We start from the raw sequence: 20,454 nt of genomic DNA, 5'->3' as shown, positions 1-20,454 counted from the left end.
CAAACGGCGCGAAAAAGACCCTTGAGATAGAGCGCCTCGAAGAAAACGCACGAACAAAATCCACGACGTTCATCCCGACCAATTCACACGACTATCGGAACGACGATGACACCGATAGATGATCTTGCCGCCATCCTCCCGCGCGAGTCCCTCCGCGATCAGCCATTGCCGGCGCCGGGCGAGCGCGTTTCTTGCCTCCCGGCCGAACCCGCCGTCGCGGAGCGGGACCGGCGCGTCGGCAATCAGCTCGCGGTCGAGCCAGGTGGCGGCGCTTACCGTCACCTGGGCGTCGAGGTCGACGAGCGACAGCACCCGCGCGCCGAGCTGCCTGGTGCGTCCGGTATCGTAATCCCGCGCACGGCTCTCGAAGTCGTCGGGGATGCGCCAGCGCTCGGCGTCGAGGCGCTCGACGATGCCGGCCCGGCGGAGCGAACGGAAGAACCGCCTTAAGCCGCATCCAAGCTCGCCCGTGGGATCAGCCCGGTCAGCCACACCAGCGGATGCTTCGGGTCGATGATCGCCTCAGGCGCTTGCGGAACAGGTCGGCCTCGCCGGAAGACGGGCGGGACGGTCGCATCGCAAATACCCCGGAAAACGCACCTCGAACGGCGGATATCCGGCATTCTCCAATCCTTCGACCGCCAGGGGAATCCCCTGAAACCAACAGCGTGCGTGTTTTTCAGGGTGACTCTTTCGCCAATAGCCAGGGCGGCTGTCATCGAGACAGCCAGGAACGCAGCACCGCGACAATCGTGAGGCCCACGAAGAAATGGTGTGTGGCGCTTCCTGTCGCTGACCCTGCTGTCATCCAACTGTCACTTAAACGTCATACGGATGTTAGCTGCGGGCCCTAAAAAGGTGCTGGCGGTGGTCGATCGAGCGAAGGACCGAGGAAGTGCAGAGGTCCCAATCGACCCTGCCTTGGGTTCGGCGCAAACATCAAACATGGAGAGAGCCAAATGAAAAAACTGTTCCACGCCGTTGCAGCGGCCAGCTTCGCACTCGCCGCCACGCTCGCCCCGGCAATTGCTGCCGAAATCTCCGGCGCTGGGGCCACCTTTCCCTATCCGATTTACGCCAAGTGGGCGGATGCCTACAAGAAGGAGACCGGTATCGGGCTGAACTATCAGTCGATTGGCTCCGGCGGCGGCATCAAGCAGATCAAAGCCAAGACCGTAACGTTCGGCGCTTCCGATGCGCCACTCTCCGGCAAAGACCTCGAGGAGACCGGCTTGGTTCAGTTCCCCATGGTCATGGGCGGCATCGTCCCGGTCGTGAACCTTGATGGTATCACTGCTGGTGAGCTCGTGCTCGACGGCCCGACCGTCGCCAGCATCTTCCTCGGCGAGATTACGAACTGGGACGATCCCGCTATCAAGAAGCTCAATCCGAGCGCCGAACTCCCGAACCAGGCGATTGCCGTCGTTCACCGTTCCGACGGCTCGGGCACGACCTACAACTTCGCCTACTATCTGGCGGAAGTCAGCGAGAACTGGAAGTCGAATGTCGGCGTCAACACATCATTGCAATGGCGGGTCGGCATCGGCGCCAAGGGCAACGAAGGCGTCGCCAACAACGTCGCCAACACCAAGAGCTCGATCGGTTACGTCGAATTCGCCTATGCCCTGCAGAACAAGCTGACCTACACCAACATGGTCAACAAGGCAGGCAAGGTTGTCGCTCCGACGTCGGAGGCCTTCCAGGCCGCGGCCGCGAATGCCGATTGGAAGTCCAAGCCGGGCTATGGCGTGATCCTGGCTAACCAGCCCGGCGACACCTCATGGCCGATGACCGCGGCTACCTGGATCCTCATTTACAAGAATCCGCAGGATCCCGCCGCCGCCGCCGAGGCGCTCAAGTTTTTCGCCTGGTGCTATCGCAACGGCGGCAAGATGGCGGAAGAGCTCGACTACGTGCCCATGCCCGCCAATGTGGTCGAGGATATCGAGAAGACCTGGGCTGCCGAGATCAAGGACGCGAGCGGCAAGCCGCTCTCCGCTACGACCAACTGAATACCGGCCGTGCCGGGAAAGGCGTCGCCTGGCGTCTTTTCATCTCATGTCGGGCGATTTGTGCGCGCGACTGTGAGACCGCTTTACGGGCCGAACCCAGAGTGCATCTTGGACGACATCGGAGGGAAGTTGCCGCTACCGCCTATCCAGAGACATGACGCGACGGATGGGCGCTAAGGGGCGCCTTTGTGAGCGCCGCCGATTCCTTTTCACGACTCGCCGTGTTCCGGCGGTTGCGGAGCCGCGATGCCGTCTTCCGCATCCTCACCCGGACGTCCGCGCTCGGGGTGCTGATGGTCCTTGGTTCCGCGATCGTGGTGCTCGTCTCCGGGGCACTGCCGGCGCTGCGCGCCTTCGGTCTCGCGTTTCTGACGACGGAGATGTGGAATCCGGTCACTGAGAAGTTCGGCGCGCTCGCCCCGATTTACGGCACGCTGGTCACATCGGCCATCGCCATGACGATCGCGGTGCCCGTCAGTCTGATGATCGCGGTGTTCCTGACCGAGATTTGCCCCATGCGGCTGCGCCGACCGATCGGCATTGCCATTGAACTGCTCGCCGGCATCCCCAGCATCATCTATGGCATCTGGGGGTTGTTCGTGTTCGCCCCGTTCCTGCAGCACACACTGCAGCCGTTCCTGATCGAGTTGTTTGGCCCTGTTCCGGTGCTCTCCACCCTGTTTGCCGGTCCTCCTTATGGCATTGGCATCCTCACCGCGGGGCTGATTCTTGCGATCATGGTGCTGCCGTTCATCGCCTCGATCTCTCGCGATGTGTTCGAGGCCGTGCCGCCGGTGCTCAAGGAGGCGGCCTACGGCGTAGGCTGCACCACATGGGAGGTCGTCCGCTACGTCGTCCTGCCGTATGCGCGGGTGGGGGTGATCGGCGGCGTCATGCTCGGCCTTGGCCGCGCGCTTGGCGAGACAATGGCGGTGACCTTCGTCATCGGCAACGCACACCGTGTTTCTGGCTCGATCCTGGCCCCTGGCACGACCATCTCGGCAACCATCGCCAACGAGTTCACCGAGGCCGTCGGCGACCTCTACAGCTCATCCCTCATCGCGCTTGGATTGATCTTGTTCGTCATCACGTTCATCGTGCTCGCCCTCGCACGCTATCTGCTGATGCGCCTGGAGGATCGGGTAGCCCCATGAGCAATCTTTACAGATCCCGCCGCCGCCGCAACGGGCTCGCGACGTGCCTGTCACTGGCGGCGACGTTCCTTGGGCTCAGTTGGCTGGTGCTCATACTTGCGGTATTGCTGTGGAAGGGGTTCAGCGGTCTCTCCGTTCAGGTTTTCACCGAGATGACGCCGCCGCCGGGGTCAGTCGGCGGCTTGCTCAATCCGATCGTCGGCAGCTTGATCATGACGATGCTCGCCGTTGCGATCGGCACACCGGTCGGCATCCTCGCCGGCACCTATATGGCCGAATACGGACGCCACGATAAGCTGACCAGCGTGGTGCGTTTCATTAATGACATTCTGCTCAGTGCGCCCTCCATAGTGATCGGCCTTTTCGTGTACGAGATCATGGTCTATCCGATGGGCCACTTTTCCGCCTGGGCAGGGGCGGTGGCATTGGCGTTGATCGTCATTCCCGTTGTCGTGCGGACGACCGAAGACATGCTATTGATGGTATCAAACCCATTGCGGGAGTCCGCTTTCGCGCTCGGTCTGCCGCGGGCCTATGTCATTCGCCACGTTTGTTACCGGGTCGCTCGCGCTGGAATGCTGACGGGCGTTCTGCTCGCCGTCGCGCGCATCAGCGGTGAAACGGCGCCGCTCCTGTTCACAGCACTTAACAATCAGTTCTGGAGCACTAATCTTGATGCGCCGATGGCAAGTCTGCCGGTCGTCATATTCCAGTTCGCTTTAAGCCCGTACGAGGATTGGCAGAAGCTCGCCTGGACCGGCGCGCTCATTATCACCTTGGCGGTGCTCGCGCTCAGCATCGTTGCACGCGCCGTCGCAGCATCGAGAAAAGAGCCATGAACCTCGCGTCGCACTCGGCCCCGAAGGTCACCGATATGTCAATCGATGTCGATGACCTGAAGGAAAGGCTCTCGATCCACAACCTGAACTTTCACTATGGCGACAGCAGAGCGCTGAAGGATATCAACTTGTCGCTTTATCAGAACAGGGTGACAGCCATCGTCGGTCCCTCTGGCTGCGGAAAGTCGACCCTGTTGCGCGCGCTCAATCGAATCTATGATCTTTATCCCGCCCAGCGCGCTACCGGCGAGGTGATGTTCGACGGCGAGAACATCCTGTCGCCCAGGCAGGATCTCAACTTGCTGCGCTCGCGTATCGGCATGGTGTTCCAGAAGCCGACACCTTTTCCTATGTCGATTTACGAGAACATCGCCTTCGGCATCAGGCTCTACAACCGCATTCCGCGCTCCGAACTCGATGGGCGCGTCGAAGCCGCATTACAACGTGCCGCGCTCTGGGACGAGGTTAAGGACAAGCTTTCGACCAATGGCTTGAGCCTATCGGGCGGGCAGCAGCAGCGTCTGTGCATTGCGCGGACCGCGGCGCTCAAGCCGGAGGTGATCCTGCTCGATGAGCCATGCTCGGCGCTCGACCCGATCTCCACTGCCAAGGTCGAGGAGTTGATCGACGAGCTCAAGAACAACTACACGATCGTCATCGTGACCCACAACATGCAGCAGGCGGCGCGCGTCTCCGACTTCACCGCCTTCATGTATCTCGGCGAGCTCGTCGAGTTCGGCGCGACCGATCACATGTTTACGTCGCCACGTGAGCCTCGCACCCAGGATTACATTACCGGTCGCTTCGGTTGAGCCAGGACCATCACCTTTATGCATCACTGACCTGATGCTCCCCTTCGGTCCCTCATGGATAGCGAGAGTCCTTGGTCATCTTGCGCTGCTCCCCAACACGCCCTCGGTGGGCGTTAGAGTTTTCCGGCCTCGGACGCCGACGTAAAAAAAAGAAAGGCTGCACAAGCGGTTAAGCTGGTGCGGCCTCTGTTAGACTGAAGTTCCTGCTCATTGCAGTGAGCTTGAGGGCTGTAAAGGCAGGCCATTCAGCGTGTTATTAGCGCGGAGCGGGTGCAGAATGTAGCCATGTAATTGGCTTGCAATGCGTGGGAATTGGTGTAGTATGTACCCATGCATATCGACATGGTGCCGAACCGCGGCGCGCGCCCGGCGTATCTGCTGCGCGAGTCCTATCGCGAAGGCACGCGCGTTCGCAAACGCACGCTCGCCAATCTGTCCGCACTCTCCGACGAGCAGATCCTCGCCATCCGTGCCGTGCTGCGCGGCGAGCAACTCGGGCCCGTTGCGCAACACTTCGAGGCGATCGCCTCGCGCGCTCATGGCCATGTGCAGGCCGTCAGTGTAGCCATGCAAGCCCTGGGATTCGAGGCGCTGCTGGGGTCGCGACCGAGTCGGCAGCGCGATCTGGTGTGCGCGATGGTGGCCGCGCGGGTGCTCGCCCCGCACACCAAGTTGGCGACCACCCGCTGGTGGCACAGCACGACCTTGGCCGAAGACTTCGGCGTGGCCGATGCCACCGAGGACGAGCTGTACGCGGCAATGGACTGGCTGCTGGAGCGACAAGCTCTGATCGAGAAGAAGCTCGCCGCGCGTCATCTACGCTCGGGCGGGCTGGTGCTCTATGACTTGTCGTCGAGCTATTTCGAAGGCCGCTGCTGTCCGTTGGCGCGCATCGGTCACAACCGTGACGGCAAGAAGAACAAGCTCCAGGTCAACTACGCGCTGGTCAGTGCGCCCGGGGGCTGTCCGGTGGCCGTCTCGGTGTACGAGGGCAACACCGCTGACGCGCAGACGCTGCTCCCGCAGGTCAAGCGATTACGCGAGGCGTTCGGCATCGACACGCTGGTCATCGTCGGGGACCGGGGCATGATCTCGCAGAAGGCGATCGAAGAGCTTCGTGGTCAGCAAGGCGTGAGTTGGATCACCGCGCTCAAGAGCGCGCAGATTCGCTCCTTGATCGATCAGGGCGGTCTGCAGTTGGGGTTGTTCGATGAGCGCAACCTCCTGGAGCTAACGCATCCCGATTTCCCCGGCGAGCGCCTGGTGGCGTGTCGCAATCCGCAGCTTGCCCAACGCCGGGCCCACAGGCGCCAGGAGCTGTTACACGCGACCGCGGGCGAACTGGACAAGGTGCGGTTGATGGTGGAGCGCAAACGCCTGCGAGGCACCAATAAGATCGGCGTGCGCGTGGGGCGCGTGGTCGACAAGTACAAAATGGCCAAGCATTTCGAGCTCACCATCGAAGCGCAGTGCTTCGCCTTTCGCATCCGCGATGAGCACCTCGCCCAGGAAGCCGCACTCGATGGCATCTACATCCTGCGAACTGCCCTTGGCGCCAAGTCGATGGACGCGCCTCAGGTCGTGCGCAGCTACAAGTCGCTCAGCGACGTCGAGCGCGCTTTTCGCTGCCTGAAGACCGTGGACCTCAAGGTGCGCCCCATCCACCACCGACTCGCCGAGCGCGTGCGAAGCCATATCTTCCTTTGCATGCTCGCCTACTACGTCGAGTGGCATATGCGAGCGGCGTGGCGTTCGCTGCTGTTCGCCGATGAAGACCAACAGGCCAAGACCGTGCGCGATCCCGTCGCCGCAGCACAACGCTCTGTCGCCGCCGAGCGCAAAGCCCTACGCCATACCCTACCCGATGGAACCACGGCACACAGCTTCCGTACCCGCCTGGACGAACTGTCCAGCATCGTACGAAACACCTGCCGAGCTCCCAACGCCGACACCAACGCGGCTACCTTCCAAATCGTGACTACGCCAAACCCGAAGCAGAAACGCGCGCTCGATCTGCTCCATACCATTACCGTGTAGACAGAGCACCGACAACCAAAGACGGCGTAACTGCACGCCTCTTCAGCATAATCGTGCTCTCGCCAAGTAGGAACTTCAGGTTAGACGGTAACGCGCAAGAAGTTGTACGGTCCGTGGTTGCGGGAGCTCGACGCGAGTCGGCACGGCCGCCACGCGGCATCCGAGGCGCGCGCCTCGGCCTCATTAAAGGGACGAGGCGAGGGGCTTCATGGAAGGCCGGCTGTGCCCCCAGTCGGATTTCAGATCGGTACGCTTAGCGAATGTCGGTCTCGGCCAATGCGTGCCGGCGAATACATGCTGCAGGTCTGGCACCCGCGCATGGACGGCGCCGAAAGCGCCACCGCGCAGCGCATGCGAATCGATGCGGATGCCAAGGCTGCCTGGACGGTGAAGCTCAAGCCGGATCTGCGGCCGCGGCGCGCGCCGCACGCGCACGGCGGGGGCTACCACTAGGACTGCGTCATGCCCGCAAGCGGGCATCCAGAAATTCGAACTCGACCGTCCTGGATTCCCACTTGCGCGGGGGTGACGAAGAAACGGAAGCTCACCGCAACGACGCGTTGATCTTCTCGAGCGTGGTCGCGCCCGGGCAAAGCTCCTTGGCGCCGAGCGTGTTGAACGGCGTCTCGGCGGTCTTCAGGTGCGCGTGCAGGTCCTCGGGCTGCGGATCGACGAACAAGAGTCCCGTCACCACCTCGCCCTGGGCCTGGCGCTGCTGCACGAAATTCATTGCCCCGATGCGGTCGTGCGGATCGTAGTCGGCGGCGAGCTTGCGCAGCCGCAGGACCGAGCCGTCGTGCTGCGTGACCGAGACCACTTCGCCTTCGGCATAGTCGACCGTGATCTCCTCGCGCTTGGGCCAGTAGTCGAAGTCGATGCGGTTGACCGGCTCGTTGTGATCGCGCACGTATTCGTAGCTCTTGGTGCTGCCGGCGTGGTTGTTGAACGCGACACAGGGGCTGATCACGTCGATGAAGGCGGCGCCAGGGTGCACGATGGCCGCCTTGATGAGCGGCACCAGCTGGTTCTTGTCGCCGGAGAAGCTGCGCGCGACGAAGGTTGCGCCCAGCTGCAGCGCCAGCGCCACCAGGTCTACCGGCGAGTCGCTGTTCACGACCCCACGCTTGGATTGCGAGCCCTGGTCGGCGGTGGCCGAGAACTGACCCTTGGTGAGACCGTACACGCCGTTGTTCTCGACGATGTAGAGCATGTTGACGCCGCGGCGCATGACATGCGCGAACTGGCCGATGCCGATCGAGGCCGAGTCGCCGTCGCCCGAAACACCGAGATAGATGAGATCCCGATTGGCGAGATTGGCGCCGGTCAGCACCGAAGGCATGCGCCCGTGCACGCTGTTGAAGCCGTGCGAATTGCCGAGGAAGTAGTCCGGCGTCTTGGACGAGCAACCGATGCCCGAGAGCTTGGCGACGCGGTGCGGCTCGATATCGAGCTCCCAGCAGGCCTGGATGATGGCGGCGCTGATGGAATCGTGGCCGCAGCCCGCGCACAAGGTCGAAATCTTGCCTTCGTAGTCGCGCCGCGTGTAGCCAACCTTGTTGATGGGAAGCGTCGGATGATGCAGCCGGGGTTTGGCGATATAAGTCATGACACCACCTTCTTGAAAGGCACCACGGTGTGTGCGCTGGCGTGGCGCGCGATCTCGTCGACGATGTAGCGCGCGGTGATCGGCGTGCCGTCGTAGTGCAGCACCGGGATGAGCCGGTTCTGGTTCACGCCCGCCTCATTGACCAGCAAGGTCTTCAACTGCGCATCGCGGTTCTGCTCCACCACGAACACCCACGGGTGGGAGTTGCAGAAATCCACGATCTCGTCGGCGAACGGGAAGGCGCGGATGCGAAGCGCATTGACCAGGATGCCGCGCTCGGCGAGCGCGTCCAGCGCTTCGGCCATGGCCGGACTGGTGGAGCCGTAGAAGATCGCGCCGAAGCGCGCCGGTTTCGGCGCCGGCAGCAGCAGCGGCTTCGGCACCAGGGTTTTGGCCGTCTCGAACTTGCGCAGCAGCCGCTGCATGTTCTCCATGTAGTCGGGGCCGGCCTCGCTGTAGCGCGCGAACCGATCCTTGGTGGTGCCACGCGTGAAGTAGCCGCCGCGAGTCGGATGGGTGCCGGGGAGCGTGCGGTACGCTATGCCGTCGCCATCGACGTCGAGATAGCGGCCGAACTCCGTCCCGGCCTCGAGCCGCTCGTAGCTCATGAGCTTGCCGCGATCGTAGGCCTGCGCGTCGTCCCATTGCAGCGGATCGCACAGGCGCGTGTTCATGCCGATGTCGAGGTCGGTCATCACGAACACCGGCGTCTGCAGCCGCTCGGCCAGGTCGAGGGCTTGCGCCGTGAAATCGAAGCACTCCTTCGGGTCCTCGGGGAACAGCAGCACGTGCTTGGTATCGCCGTGCGAGGCATAGGCGCAGGCGAGCACATCGGATTGCTGCGTGCGCGTCGGCATGCCGGTGGAGGGGCCGCCGCGCTGCACGTCGATGATGGTCACCGGGATCTCGGCGAAGTACGCCAGGCCGATGAATTCAGTCATGAGCGAAATGCCAGGGCCCGAGGTCGCCGTGAACGCGCGCGCGCCGTTCCAGCCGGCGCCGACGACGATTCCGATCGAAGCGAGCTCGTCCTCGGCCTGGACGATCGCGAACTTGTTCTGCTTTGTTTGCGGGTCGACGCGGTGGCGCTGGCAGAAACGCTGAAAGGCCTCGGCGAGCGAGGACGACGGCGTGATCGGATACCAGGCGCATACCGTCGCGCCGCCGTAGACCGCGCCCAGCGCCGCGGCGCTGTTGCCTTCGAGGAAGATCTTGTTGCCCACCTTGTCGGTGCGGCGCACCTTGATCCCGAGCGGGCATTGCAAATTGGAAAGCGCGTAGTCGCGTCCCAGATGCAGCGCCTTCACGTTCGAATCGAGCAACTTCTCCTTGCCCTTGTATTGCTCGGAGAAGAGCTTCTCGATCACCGCCGGATCGATATCGAGCAGCGCCGACAGCGCACCCACGTAGATGATGTTCTTGAACAGCTGCCGCTGGCGCGGATCGGTGTAGGTCGAATTGCAGACCTCGGTGAGCGGCATGCCGATCACCTGGATGTCGTCGCGAAACTTCGATTTCGGCAGCGCGCGAGTCGAATCGTAGAACACGTAACCGCCGGACTCGATCTCCTTGATGTCGCGCTCCCAGGTCTGCGGATTCATCGCCACCATGAGATCCACGCCGCCGCGCCGGCCAAGATAGCTCTTCTCGGTAACCCGCACCTCGTACCAGGTCGGCAGCCCCTGGATGTTGGACGGAAAGATGTTGCGCGGGCTCACCGGCACGCCCATGCGCAGGATGGCCCGGGCGAACAGCTCGTTGGCGCTGGCCGAGCCGGAGCCGTTGACGTTGGCGAACTTGACGACGAAATCGTTTACCGCCTCGATGGGCTTCATGATGTCTCTCTTATGCCGCCTTGCGTCCGGGTGCGGGCGCCTTGCCGCGGCAGGTGGGGCCGGCTTGCGTCATTTCGAGGTAGAACTTCTGCATGTCCCAGGCGCCGGTCGGACAACGCTCGGCGCACAATCCGCAATGCAGGCAGACATCCTCGTCCTTGGCCATGATGCGCCCGGTCTTGAGCGCCTCCGAGACGTACAGGTCTTGCGTGGCGTTCGCGGCCGGGGCGTTCAGGCGCTTGCGCAAATCGGTCTCTTCGCCGTTGTCGGTGAAGGTGATGCAGTCCATCGGGCAGATGTCGACGCAGGCGTCGCACTCGATGCAGAGGCTCGTGCTGAACACCGTTTGCGCGTCGCAATTGAGACAGCGCTGCGCTTCCTTGAACGCCGTCGCCGGATCGAAGCCCTTCTCCACCTCGACCTTGATGCTCTTCAGCGTCACGCGCACGTCGTTCCACGGCACCTTGAAGCGCTGATCGAGCGAGACGTCGTTGTCGTAGCTCCACTCGTGAATACCCATCTTCTGCGACACGAGGGTCACCATCGGCGCGGGCCGCAGCGCGATGTCTTCGCCGCCGCAGAGCTTGTCGATCGAGATCGCGGCTTCGTGGCCGTGCGCCACCGCCCAGATGATATTCTTGGGGCCGAACGCAGCGTCGCCGCCGAAGAAAACGCCCGGGCGCGTCGACTGGAATGTCGTCTCGTCCACCTTCGGCATGCCCCATTCGTCGAACTCGAGACCGATGTCGCGCTCGATCCAGGGAAACGCGTTCTCCTGGCCGATCGCGATCAGCACGTCGTCGCATTCGAAGTGGTGGTCGGGCTCGCCGGTGGACACCAGGCGCCGGCGTCCGCGGGCATCGTACTCGGCCTTCACCTTCTCGAAGGTCATCCCGGTGAGCCGCCCGTTGTCGTGCACGAAGGCCTTGGGCACGAGGAAGTTGAGGATCGGAATGCCCTCGTGGGTTGCGTCTTCCTTCTCCCAGGGCGAAGCCTTCATCTCCTCGTAGCCGGAGCGCACGATCACCTTCACGTCGTCGCCGCCCAGGCGCTTGGACGAGCGGCAGCAGTCCATCGCGGTATTGCCCCCGCCCAGGACGATCACCCGCTTGCCGATCTTGTCGATGTGACCGAAGGAGACGCTCGAGAGCCAGTCGATGCCGATATGAATGTGCGCCGCAGCTTCCGCACGCCCGGGAATATCGAGGTCGCGCCCGCGCGGCGCACCGCAGCCGACGAAAATCGCATCGTAGTTCTGCGCCAGCAGCGCCTTCAGGCTGTCGATCTTCTCGCCCAGGCGCATTTCGAGGCCGAGATCGGCGATGTAGCCCACTTCCTCGTCGATCACCGTCTCGGGCAGCCGGAACTTGGGGATCTGGGTGCGCATCATGCCGCCGCCCTGCGGGTCCTGGTCGTAGACCACCAGGTGGTAACCGAGCGGCGCGAGATCGCGCGCGACGGTGAGCGATGCGGGGCCGGCGCCGATGAGCGCGATGCGCTTGCCGTTCTTCTGCTTCGGCGCCTTCGGCAGACGGGCGCGGATGTCGTCCTTGTTGTCCGCCGCGACGCGCTTGAGCCGGCAGATCGCGACAGGCTCCTTGCTCTGGCCATCCTCGACACGCCCGCGCCGGCATGCCGGCTCGCACGGACGGTCGCAGGTGCGACCCAGAATGCCGGGGAAGACGTTCGAATACCAGTTGATCATGTAGGCGTCGTCGTAACGCCCTTGTGCGATCAAGCGGATGTATTCGGGGACGGGTGTGTGGGCCGGACACGCCCACTGGCAATCGACAACCTTGTGAAAGTAATCCGGGTTTCGGATATCGGTGGGGTTCAACCCTGTTCCTCCGCGCTCGCAGTCATTCCACGTGTAGCCCGCATGCCCCGGGAAACCATTTAGGAAAGCGGGGCTTAAGCCGGCATAAACGACTTATGGTACCGCGCGGATGACGGTACTGGAAGAATCATGGCCTGCGCAGCCGGAGAAGCGACGGCCGCCTGTGACTTCCTTGACGCAATGGCCCGGGCCGTCGGGGCGCCGCACCGCCCGGGCCCCGGGCAAACGGAGGGCGCCGGATGAGGTCCGCGCCGCCCGCGCCGGCGGGTCAAAGCGCAGGCAGCCGGCTCGCCTGGCACCGTCGGCCCCCCTCGCGGTACGAAGAAGCCGCGCGTTCCGTTCCGCTCGACCTGGGCTGCGTGCACGCTGGGCAAAGCGGCACGCCGCTATGCGTTGGAGCGTTTCGCCATCGGCCGCTTCGTCGCGGACTGGGAATACGCGCTCGCCTCGGTCACGCGCCAGTCACCCCCATCCGGCGCCCACCGGATTGCGGGCATCCGCAATGCGGCGTACCGGGTTCCACAGTTCGTTGCGGAGACCGTCAGTGAAGGATGCGAATCGAAGCACGCAAATCGATACCGGAAATGCCGAGCCGAAAGAGGCGCCGCAGCCGCCCGCGCCGGACAAAGCCCATCGCGCGCGCGCCGGTAGCAGCGAGCATCACGAGAACCAACGCAGCATGGGTGTCGGCGCCGATCACGTGACCGACGCAATGCGGCGCGACAAGCGCGGTACGTTTCCATGATCGGGCGGGAATAGCCATTGCGCGATGAACCGGACAGGAAGCGGTGCAAGCCCGCGCCGCCGTCCGATCTATCCGCACCTCATTCTAAAGGAGTAGACCATGAGACTCAATCGAACCCCAATCGCAGCGGCGCTATGCTGTATGGCGCTCGCATCAGCGCCGATCGCGTTCGCAGCCGGCGATAGCAGCAGTACCAGCAGTACCAGCGGTACCTCCGGATCGACGATGAACCGTTCCGATTCCAGCATGAGCGGAAGCGGCTCCGGTACGACTTCGTCGACGGATTCGCAAACCGTGCGTCAAGCGCAGCAGGCGCTGGCGGACAAGGGCCACAATCCGGGTCCGATCGACGGCGTCATGGGGCCGCAAACGCGCGCCGCGCTGCAAAAGTACCAGCGGCAGAACAACCTCAGCGGCGCGAGCGGCCTGGATAAGCAGACGCTCGATTCGCTCGGCGTGCAAGCGAGCTCCTCCACGGGCAGCAGCGGCAGCATGGCGGGCAGGACCGATAGCGGGAGCTCCGCAGGCGGCACCGGCTCGACGACGGGCGGCTCCGGCGGGCATGCCGGCACGGGTAGCAAGTTCCCGTCGAGTAGCAGCAGCGCCGACCAGGGCACCGCCAGTGACGGAGCGGCCAACAGCCGCTACCCGACACCGGAGTCCAGGGGTGGCGGCTCGCGCGATAGCGGCGCTTCCGCCGGCGGTACCGGCTCGATGAGCGGCGGCGCAGGGGGTACGGCGCGCACACCGAATCCTTCGCCGTCGGGCAGCAATGCCTCGCAAGGCACCGCCAGCGACGGCGGGCCGACGAGCAGCAATCCCTCCGGCGGGACCAAGTAATACAGTGTCGTTTGTTCTCTTCGATGGAGCGGACCTTCGGGTTCGCTCCATTTGTCTGTCTGGTTGATCGGTGCAACGCACTCAGAGCCCACTTGGCGAATTCCGGCTGTAGCAGCGGCTCGCTCAGGTGCAGGTATGGAGCGTGCGGCCGAACCGGCGCGTCTTCTATGACGGATTCGAGGCCGGCCAACAAGGAGATCCGCCCATGGAAAGCCGCGTCAACCTGCTGGGTCATTCCGTACACCAGATGCTCGTCGTTTTCCCGCTTGGCCTGCTCGCCACCTCGGTCATCTTCGACCTGCTCTTCCTCGCGAACCGAGAGCCCGAGATGGCCATCGCCGCGTATTGGACGCAGGCCGCCGGGCTGATCGGTGGCCTCGTGGCCGCACCGTTCGGATTGCTCGACTGGACGAAAATCCCGATCGGCACCCGCGCCAAGCGGGTGGGTGCGGTGCACGGGATCGGTAACGGAGTCGTAATCGTGCTCTTTCTATGCAGCTGGCTGCTGCGCAACGATCCGTCTCATGTGCCGCCGGCATTGGCCCTGCTGCTGTCGTTTTCGGGCGCCGCGCTTGCTTTCATCACCGGATGGCTGGGCGGGGAGCTGGTAGCGCGGCACGGGATGGGCGTGCACAACAACGCGGGGCTGGATGCGCCAAGCTCGCTGCACGATCCGCATCATGGCACACACGTGCGCCACCAGCCTTGAGCAAGCCACGCAGGGGTTTCCAATCTTGATCAGGGTGCGCCTGCATGCACATTGTTCATCGCTCTTTTGGCGATGAAACAATGCAGGCGCCTTATGAGCGATGCAGCCGCCTTACTGAGCTGAGCGATGCAGCCGCCATCGTGAGGCGATGTAGGCCATCGCCCCAGCCGGGATACCCTTCCGGCTTGTTCCAAATGACGCCACGCTCACTCGAAGTGGGTATCGCGGAGCCGGTGCCGCGCTCGGTAGCGGGCAAGCGGGCTTGCGCTCATGAAACGCAATCCCGTGAAAAGACACAACGCGGCAAGTGCGAACACCAGGCCGCACAGGATCGCCGCCACGCCGCTCACGCCGGCGAGCACGGCCGCAAAGCCGAGAATCCCGCCGACGACACCGGTCCCGATCAGAATCATGCTATCGCTTTGCATGCGGCGCACTCGATGCAGAAGTGAACGAAGCTCGATGCGAAATGCATCGAGGCTCACCACTCCTTGCAACTCTCGTTCCTGTCTTGTCGTCACTGTCGCGGAAGCGGAGTCCAGAAAATACCGCAGGAGCGGATCGCTACCGACCGCTACCGACGGCTACGTCTGCTTCCGGCGCTGTACCGCGGCGGCAGGCGTGCACGCGGATTGCTGCGAGCGATCGACTGCGGCCATCCGGCCGCGCATTCACTCCGGAGTGCCGCTTCATGCCGACGCGCAAGACCAGAGGTCCCAACGCACGCGGAGGCAAGGCCGCGAGCCCCTCCAGCAAGACCGACACCGGAAAGAGCAAGGCAGACACTCGAGAGAGCAGCGCGCGCAGCACTGTAAGCGGTCCCGCAGCCGCGACTCGGGGGCGCAAGCCCAGCCCCGATCCGCTCCTGGCAAAGCTCGAAGCTTCCAACGACTTAGCGGCCTCGATGCCGTTCAACGCCAACAAGGCGCTCGAATACGGCGAGATCGCGACCGCACCGCAGCCCGGCCCGATCCAGGAAGCGCCCGACCCCGCCGCCACAGCGAGCACGCTCACCGAAACGTCCGCCTCGAACAAGGTCGGCGATGGCGAGCCGCAGCTCGGCAGCAACGCGGCCATCGCACCGCTCGATCGCGTGCGCGCTGATTCGAGCGGCCGAGAGATGACCACGAACCAGGCCGTCCCGGTCGCCGACAACCAGCACTCGCTCCGAGCCGGAATGCGAGGCCCCGCGCTGCTGGAAGACTTCATCCTGCGCGAGAAGATCACGCACTTCGACCACGAGCGCATTCCGGAGCGGATCGTGCACGCGCGAGGTTCGGCCGCTCACGGCTATTTCGAATGCTACGAGCCGCTCACGCGCTACACGCGCGCATCGCTATTCGCCCAAGCCGGCAAGCGCACGCCCGTGTTCGTGCGCTTCTCCACCGTGATCGGCGAGCGCGGATCGACCGATACCGCCCGCGACGTGCGCGGCTTCGCGGTCAAGTTCTATACCGACCAGGGCAACTGGGACCTGGTGGGCAATAACATGCCGATATTCTTCATCCAGGATGCGATGAAGTTTCCCGACCTCGTCCATGCAGCGAAGCCCGAGCCGCATTTCGCCGTGCCGCAGGCATCGACCGCGCACGACACCTTCTGGGATTTCATCTCGCTCATGCCGGAGTCGACGCACATGATGATGTGGGTCATGTCGGATCGCGCGATCCCTCGCAGCTATCGCATGATGCAGGGGTTCGGGGTGCACACGTTCCGCCTGATCAACGCGCAGGGCGAATCGCACTTCGTCAAGTTCCACTGGGAGCCGGTGCTGGGCACGCACTCGCTCGATTGGGATGAAGCGGTGAAGATCTCGGGCGCCGACCCCGACTTCCACCGCCGGGATTTGTGGGAGGCGATCGAATCCGGCCAGTTTCCCGAGTACGAGCTCGGCCTGCAGATCTTCACCGAGGAGCAGGCCGAAGGCTTCAGCTTCGACGTCCTGGACGCAACCAAGATCGTGCCGGAGGAGCTGGTCCCGGTCATGCCGGTGGGGCGGATGGTGCTCAATCGCAACCCGGACAACTTCTTCGCCGAAACCGAGCAGGTCGCCTTTTGCGCGGCGCACATCGTGCCGGGCATCGATTTCTCGCACGATCCGCTGCTCGCCGGGCGCATCCACTCGTATGTCGACACCCAGATCTCGCGCCTGGGCGGACCGAACTTCCACGAGATCCCGATCAATGCGCCGGTAGCCGAAGTTCACAACAACCAACGCGACGGCATGCACCGGCAGGCGATTCACCGCGGACGGGTGAGCTACGAGCCCAATTCTCTCGCCGGCGGCTGCCCGTTCCAGACCGGCGAGCGGGGCTTCACGTCGTTCCCGCAGGCCGAGATGGAATCGAAGGTGCGCGCGAAGCCCAAGCTCTTCGCCGACCATTACACCCAGGCGACGTTGTTCTGGAACAGCCAGACGCCGGTCGAAAAGGCGCACATCGTGCGCGCCTTCCGCTTCGAGCTCTCGAAGGTGCAGGTACGCGCGGTGCGCGAGCGGATGGTCGCCTCGCTCGTGAATGTCGCGCGCGATCTGGCCCAGCCGGTGGCGGACGGGCTCGGCATGGCGCTGCCGCCGGCGCTGCCGAAAGCGCTGGAGCAGGCGCCCAAGCCCGAGGTCGACAATTCCCCCGCACTGTCACTCATGGCGCGTCCGGGCAACGACAGCATCGCAACGCGCCGCATCGCGATCCTGGCAGCCGACGGCATGGATGGAAAGGCTGCTAGCGCGGTGCACGCCGCGCTCGTCGCAGCGGGGGCAGTGCCACGCTTCGTCGCGGCGCGGCTGGGGCCGGTGCGCACCGCACAGGGCGAGAGCATCGAGATCGAGGTCACGTTCGAGATAACACCTTCGGTGGTCTATGACGCCATGGTCGTGCCCTGCGGCAGACAAGCGGCGACGCAGCTGCTGAGCCTCGGCCATGCGCTCGAGTTCGCCAAGGACCAGTACCGGCATGCGAAGCCGATTCTCGCTATCGGCTCCGGCCGCGACTTCATCGAAGGCGCCGGCATCGCCTTCACCCTGCCCTCGGGCGATCCCGACAGCGGGCTCATCCATGCGAGCGTCGAGGAGATCGACGCCGTGCTGCCGCGGTTCATCGAAGCCGTGGCGCGGCACCGTCATCATGCCCGCGAGATGGACCCGCCCACGGTCTGATACTTGCCGCCTGGTTGCCGCCTGGGGCCAACCCATGACCCATACCACTGGAGCGATCGAATGAACGAGGCGCGCTCGAAGGAGTTGCTGCTGCAGTCGCTGGAGCACGAGAAAGGCGGTGTCAAGCTCTACGAGGCATCGGCCTCTCGCTCGTCGCCGCAATCAAGCAGGCGGGCGACCCCGAAGCAGCGCAGATCGTCGCTTGCGAGTGCATCACGCTGGCCGAGACCAAGGACCATCAGGACTGGCAGCTGATCGGCAAGTGTGCGCTGGAGAAATCGGCGCCGCAAGCGGACGCGCTGAACGACGCGTATATCGCCATCGAGGACCAGGAGGACGAGCATCTCTACCACACCCGGGGCGGGTGCCGCGAGCTGTGGCTCGATGCGCTCGGCCTGAAGTCGCTGCTGCCGCCTCCGGAGGAGCGGCGCAAGGTGCAATCGGAGGTGAGCGCCGCCAAGGTGATCAAGGACAGCGAGGCGATGCGCGCCAACGTCTGATCACCGTCTCGCTCGCCGCTCCGCTAGCGGAAGCGACCCTCGCGCTGTAACGGAAGCAACCCTGGGCAGGCGAGAGCCGAGGAAGCTCGGAATATCGTTCCAGACTCGCATGGAATACCCCGGTCGCGCCATGGTCGGCGCAGCGCGGTCGCGAATCGCCTATACCGAGACGCTGATCGCGATATCGCCCTCGCGGCGCAGGATGTCGATCCCGACGTTGTTCTGGTAGCGATTGAGGATCACGTCGACGCTCGCCTCGCCCAGCTTCAGGCGCTCGATGCGGACCCAGTCGATGAAGGGCGGGAGCCGCGGCGAGTGCAGCGAGAGGGCGCGCTTGTCGACGTCCAGGTCGATCCCCAGGCAGGCCTGCAACAGTGCGAGCACGGTCGCGGCCGCCCAGGCCTGCGGCGAGCACGCCACCGGGTAGAGGGTGGGGCCTTCGCCCGGACGGCGCGGAAAGCCGCAAAACAGCTCCGGCAGCCGATGCTGATCGAAATGCAGGCTGGCCTCGAACATGCCGGTCAGGATTCGCACCGCCGCTTCCGTATATCCGTAACGCGCCATCCCGACCGCGATAAGCGCGTTGTCGTGCGGCCATACGGAGCCGTTGTGATACGACATCGGGTTATAGCGCGCCTGCGTGGCGGCAAGCGTGCGAATGCCCCAGCCGCTGAAGAAATCAGGCGCCGTGAAACCGCCCACGATGCGCTCGGCGCAGGCGCGCGAAGCGATGCCGGTCCAGAGCGTATGACCGGCGTTGGATGCCGCCACCTCGCACTTGCGCTTGGCGCCGTCGAGCGCGATGGCGTAGGTGCCCAGGCGCTCGCACCAGAAAGCCTCCTCAAAACGAGATTTGAGCGCCATCGCTTCGGCGCATAGCCGCTGCGCCAGGATGGCGTCGCCCATCAGGCGTGCCAGATCGGAAGCCATCAGCTTCGCTTCGTACACGTAGGCTTGCACTTCGGCCAGTGCGATCGGCGCCTCGGCAAGCCTGCCGTCGGCATGGAAAATCGAGTCCTGCGAGTCCTTCCAGCCCTGTTGTACCAGACCTTCGGAGCTGGTGCGCGCATACTCGACGAAGCCGTCGCCGTCGCGATCGCCGTAGCGCTCGATCCATTCGAGCGCATGCAGGATGTTCGGCCAGATCGCGCGAATGAAGGCCGTGTCGCCCGTGCGGCGGTAATACGCGCCGGCCAAGGCGACGAACAACGGCGTTGCATCGACGCTCCCATAGTAGCGCCCGAACGGGATCTCGCCCGTGCGCGCCATTTCGTTGCGGCGCGCCTCGTGCAGGATCTTGCCCGGCTCGCAGTCGCGCTCGGCGTCCTCGACGGTTGCCTGCGTCGAGGCGAGGAATGCGAGCACGCCCTTGGCAGCCGAGGGGTCGATCCACAGACATTCGCGCGCCGTGATCGCGCCGTCGCGGCCGAACGTGGTCGAGTACCAGGGCACGCCCGCATACGGATACGGTCCGGTCGGCAGCTCGGTCGTGAGCATGGCGAGGTCGGAGAGCGAACGGTCGATCCACAGGTTGACCAGCGGATTCGAAGTCTCGATCACGCAGCGCTCCTGCTGCGTGCTGCTAAGTTCGGCGTTGCTTCTGCGCAGCGCGCGCTCGTAGTGCAGCCGGGAGGTCACGGCGCCGTTGTCGTCCCCGGCGCCCGGCTCGTCTTCGTATTCGCACACGACGGTGCAATAGAGGTGGCATTCCTGCCCCGGCGCGAGATCGATGTCGAATCCCGCGGCCGCCGCCGACAATCGGGCCGGACGCGGATCGAAGCACAGCCGCGTGCGGCGCAGCCGCGCATCGAGCCCCTGATACGGCAACGCGACTTCGGCCTCACCGACGAGAGCGGGCAGCCGCTCGCCTCGGAGCGCCCGCTTCATGCCACGCACTTCGAACAGGTCGACGAAGTCGGCGGCGAAGGTCATGCCCACGTGAGCGGAGACGGGCATGAGCCCGTAATTGGTGAACCTGATGTGCTCGTAGCAGCGGCCCTGAAACAAGAGCTTGGCGCGAAAGATGTGCAGCGTGCCCTTCGCAACGTCGACCTCCCCCTGCGGCCCGGCCGAGCGCATATCCGGGTTCATCAGCTCGATAAGGAGCAGGCTGCTGTCGTCCTTGGTGTTCGATCCGAGATGCAGCGGGCGCGCGCCGTCGATGGTGAGCTCCTGGTGCGACAGGAAGCGGGTGTCGTCGTGGTACAGCCCCTCGTCGCTCGAGCCCAGCGCCTGGACGTCGCCGAAGCGGTCGAACAGGACGAAGGTCTGCCCGTGCTTGAGGACCTGAGGGTTATCCTCGGGACGCGCCGAGGTGGCCGCGACGTACCACTGGTCTCCGATCTGTATGCGGTCCGACATTCCCCGCCCTATG

General features: G+C 64.2%; 15 protein-coding genes. 9 read left to right on the top strand and 6 right to left on the bottom strand.

What is annotated here, in order from left to right:
• Nucleotides 1-69: 69 nt before the first annotated feature.
• Nucleotides 70-492: a DUF3363 domain-containing protein gene (locus tag GEV05_04920; GenBank protein MPZ42745.1), complete on the bottom strand. Its 423-nt coding sequence runs from the start codon at nt 490-492 to the stop codon at nt 70-72.
• A gap of 467 nt (nt 493-959) precedes the next feature.
• Between GEV05_04920 and pstS the strand changes: the two genes are divergently transcribed.
• The 5 genes from pstS (at nt 960) to GEV05_04895 (ending at nt 6,854) form a co-directional block, all read left to right on the top strand.
• On the top strand, nt 960-2,012 hold the full coding sequence (pstS, locus tag GEV05_04915) for a phosphate ABC transporter substrate-binding protein PstS (GenBank protein MPZ42744.1): 1,053 nt from the start codon (nt 960-962) through the stop codon (nt 2,010-2,012).
• 188 nt (nt 2,013-2,200) lie between these two features.
• Entirely contained in the window at nt 2,201-3,166 is a 966-nt protein-coding gene (pstC, locus tag GEV05_04910; GenBank protein ID MPZ42743.1) for a phosphate ABC transporter permease subunit PstC, read from the top strand.
• Nucleotides 3,163-4,005: a phosphate ABC transporter permease PstA gene (gene pstA, locus GEV05_04905; protein ID MPZ42742.1), complete on the top strand. Its 843-nt coding sequence runs from the start codon at nt 3,163-3,165 to the stop codon at nt 4,003-4,005. The genes pstC and pstA overlap by 4 nt, the downstream gene beginning before the upstream one ends.
• A gap of 35 nt (nt 4,006-4,040) precedes the next feature.
• Nucleotides 4,041-4,817 (top strand): phosphate ABC transporter ATP-binding protein PstB, encoded by a 777-nt coding sequence (gene pstB, locus GEV05_04900; GenBank protein ID MPZ42741.1) that lies wholly within the window; start codon nt 4,041-4,043, stop codon nt 4,815-4,817.
• Nucleotides 4,818-5,147: 330 nt separating this feature from the next.
• Nucleotides 5,148-6,854 carry an IS1634 family transposase gene (locus GEV05_04895; GenBank protein ID MPZ42740.1) on the top strand — a complete coding sequence of 569 codons (1,707 nt, stop codon included), beginning with the start codon at nt 5,148-5,150 and terminating at the stop codon, nt 6,852-6,854.
• A gap of 544 nt (nt 6,855-7,398) precedes the next feature.
• On the opposite strand, the gene GEV05_04890 is transcribed toward GEV05_04895, so the two are convergent.
• Genes GEV05_04890 through GEV05_04880 form a run of 3 tightly spaced genes read right to left on the bottom strand, consistent with a single transcriptional unit; the run spans nt 7,399 to nt 12,132 of the window.
• Nucleotides 7,399-8,460 carry a 2-oxoacid:ferredoxin oxidoreductase subunit beta gene (locus tag GEV05_04890; GenBank protein ID MPZ42739.1) on the bottom strand — a complete coding sequence of 354 codons (1,062 nt, stop codon included), beginning with the start codon at nt 8,458-8,460 and terminating at the stop codon, nt 7,399-7,401.
• Nucleotides 8,457-10,295 (bottom strand): 2-oxoacid:acceptor oxidoreductase subunit alpha, encoded by a 1,839-nt coding sequence (locus GEV05_04885; GenBank protein ID MPZ42738.1) that lies wholly within the window; start codon nt 10,293-10,295, stop codon nt 8,457-8,459. The genes GEV05_04890 and GEV05_04885 overlap by 4 nt, the downstream gene beginning before the upstream one ends.
• A gap of 10 nt (nt 10,296-10,305) precedes the next feature.
• On the bottom strand, nt 10,306-12,132 hold the full coding sequence (locus GEV05_04880) for a 4Fe-4S dicluster domain-containing protein (GenBank protein MPZ42737.1): 1,827 nt from the start codon (nt 12,130-12,132) through the stop codon (nt 10,306-10,308).
• Nucleotides 12,133-12,676: 544 nt separating this feature from the next.
• Here GEV05_04880 and GEV05_04875 point away from each other — a divergent pair.
• The 3 genes from GEV05_04875 to GEV05_04865 all read left to right on the top strand — a co-directional run bounded on the left by GEV05_04875 (nt 12,677) and on the right by GEV05_04865 (nt 14,426).
• Nucleotides 12,677-12,877 (top strand): hypothetical protein, encoded by a 201-nt coding sequence (locus GEV05_04875; protein MPZ42736.1) that lies wholly within the window; start codon nt 12,677-12,679, stop codon nt 12,875-12,877.
• A 99-nt stretch (nt 12,878-12,976) separates the two neighbouring features.
• Nucleotides 12,977-13,717: a hypothetical protein gene (locus GEV05_04870; protein MPZ42735.1), complete on the top strand. Its 741-nt coding sequence runs from the start codon at nt 12,977-12,979 to the stop codon at nt 13,715-13,717.
• Nucleotides 13,718-13,922: 205 nt separating this feature from the next.
• Nucleotides 13,923-14,426 carry a DUF2231 domain-containing protein gene (locus GEV05_04865; GenBank protein MPZ42734.1) on the top strand — a complete coding sequence of 168 codons (504 nt, stop codon included), beginning with the start codon at nt 13,923-13,925 and terminating at the stop codon, nt 14,424-14,426.
• A 206-nt stretch (nt 14,427-14,632) separates the two neighbouring features.
• Here GEV05_04865 and GEV05_04860 read toward each other — a convergent pair whose 3' ends face one another.
• The gene (locus tag GEV05_04860) at nt 14,633-14,854 is read right to left on the bottom strand and encodes a hypothetical protein (protein ID MPZ42733.1); all 222 of its coding nucleotides are present in this window, start codon (nt 14,852-14,854) and stop codon (nt 14,633-14,635) included.
• Between the two features lie 263 nt (nt 14,855-15,117).
• Between GEV05_04860 and GEV05_04855 the strand changes: the two genes are divergently transcribed.
• Nucleotides 15,118-17,580 (top strand): catalase, encoded by a 2,463-nt coding sequence (locus GEV05_04855; protein MPZ42732.1) that lies wholly within the window; start codon nt 15,118-15,120, stop codon nt 17,578-17,580.
• A gap of 659 nt (nt 17,581-18,239) precedes the next feature.
• Here the strand turns inward: GEV05_04855 and GEV05_04850 are convergent.
• Nucleotides 18,240-20,441: an amylo-alpha-1,6-glucosidase gene (locus tag GEV05_04850; GenBank protein ID MPZ42731.1), complete on the bottom strand. Its 2,202-nt coding sequence runs from the start codon at nt 20,439-20,441 to the stop codon at nt 18,240-18,242.
• Nucleotides 20,442-20,454: the final 13 nt, after the last annotated feature.

It is taken from the genome of Betaproteobacteria bacterium (assembly GCA_009377585.1).
Taxonomy (GTDB): domain Bacteria; phylum Pseudomonadota; class Gammaproteobacteria; order Burkholderiales; family WYBJ01; genus WYBJ01.
The sequence above is the reverse complement of the archived record's forward strand: the minus strand, read 5'-3'. Positions and strand labels throughout refer to the sequence as shown.

Bases quoted from the DNA above. Each gene is read 5' to 3' on its own strand.
- pstS (MPZ42744.1), top strand. From the start codon at position 960: ATGAAAAAACTGTTCCACGCCGTTGCAGCGGCCAGCTTCGCACTCGCC.
- pstA (MPZ42742.1), top strand. From the start codon at position 3,163: ATGAGCAATCTTTACAGATCCCGCCGCCGCCGCAACGGGCTCGCGACG.
- pstB (MPZ42741.1), top strand. From the start codon at position 4,041: ATGTCAATCGATGTCGATGACCTGAAGGAAAGGCTCTCGATCCACAAC.
- GEV05_04895 (MPZ42740.1), top strand. From the start codon at position 5,148: ATGCATATCGACATGGTGCCGAACCGCGGCGCGCGCCCGGCGTATCTG.
- GEV05_04890 (MPZ42739.1), bottom strand. From the start codon at position 8,460: ATGACTTATATCGCCAAACCCCGGCTGCATCATCCGACGCTTCCCATC.
- GEV05_04885 (MPZ42738.1), bottom strand. From the start codon at position 10,295: ATGAAGCCCATCGAGGCGGTAAACGATTTCGTCGTCAAGTTCGCCAAC.
- GEV05_04870 (MPZ42735.1), top strand. From the start codon at position 12,977: ATGAGACTCAATCGAACCCCAATCGCAGCGGCGCTATGCTGTATGGCG.
- GEV05_04865 (MPZ42734.1), top strand. From the start codon at position 13,923: ATGGAAAGCCGCGTCAACCTGCTGGGTCATTCCGTACACCAGATGCTC.
- GEV05_04860 (MPZ42733.1), bottom strand. From the start codon at position 14,854: ATGCAAAGCGATAGCATGATTCTGATCGGGACCGGTGTCGTCGGCGGG.
- GEV05_04855 (MPZ42732.1), top strand. From the start codon at position 15,118: ATGCCGACGCGCAAGACCAGAGGTCCCAACGCACGCGGAGGCAAGGCC.
- GEV05_04850 (MPZ42731.1), bottom strand. From the start codon at position 20,441: ATGTCGGACCGCATACAGATCGGAGACCAGTGGTACGTCGCGGCCACC.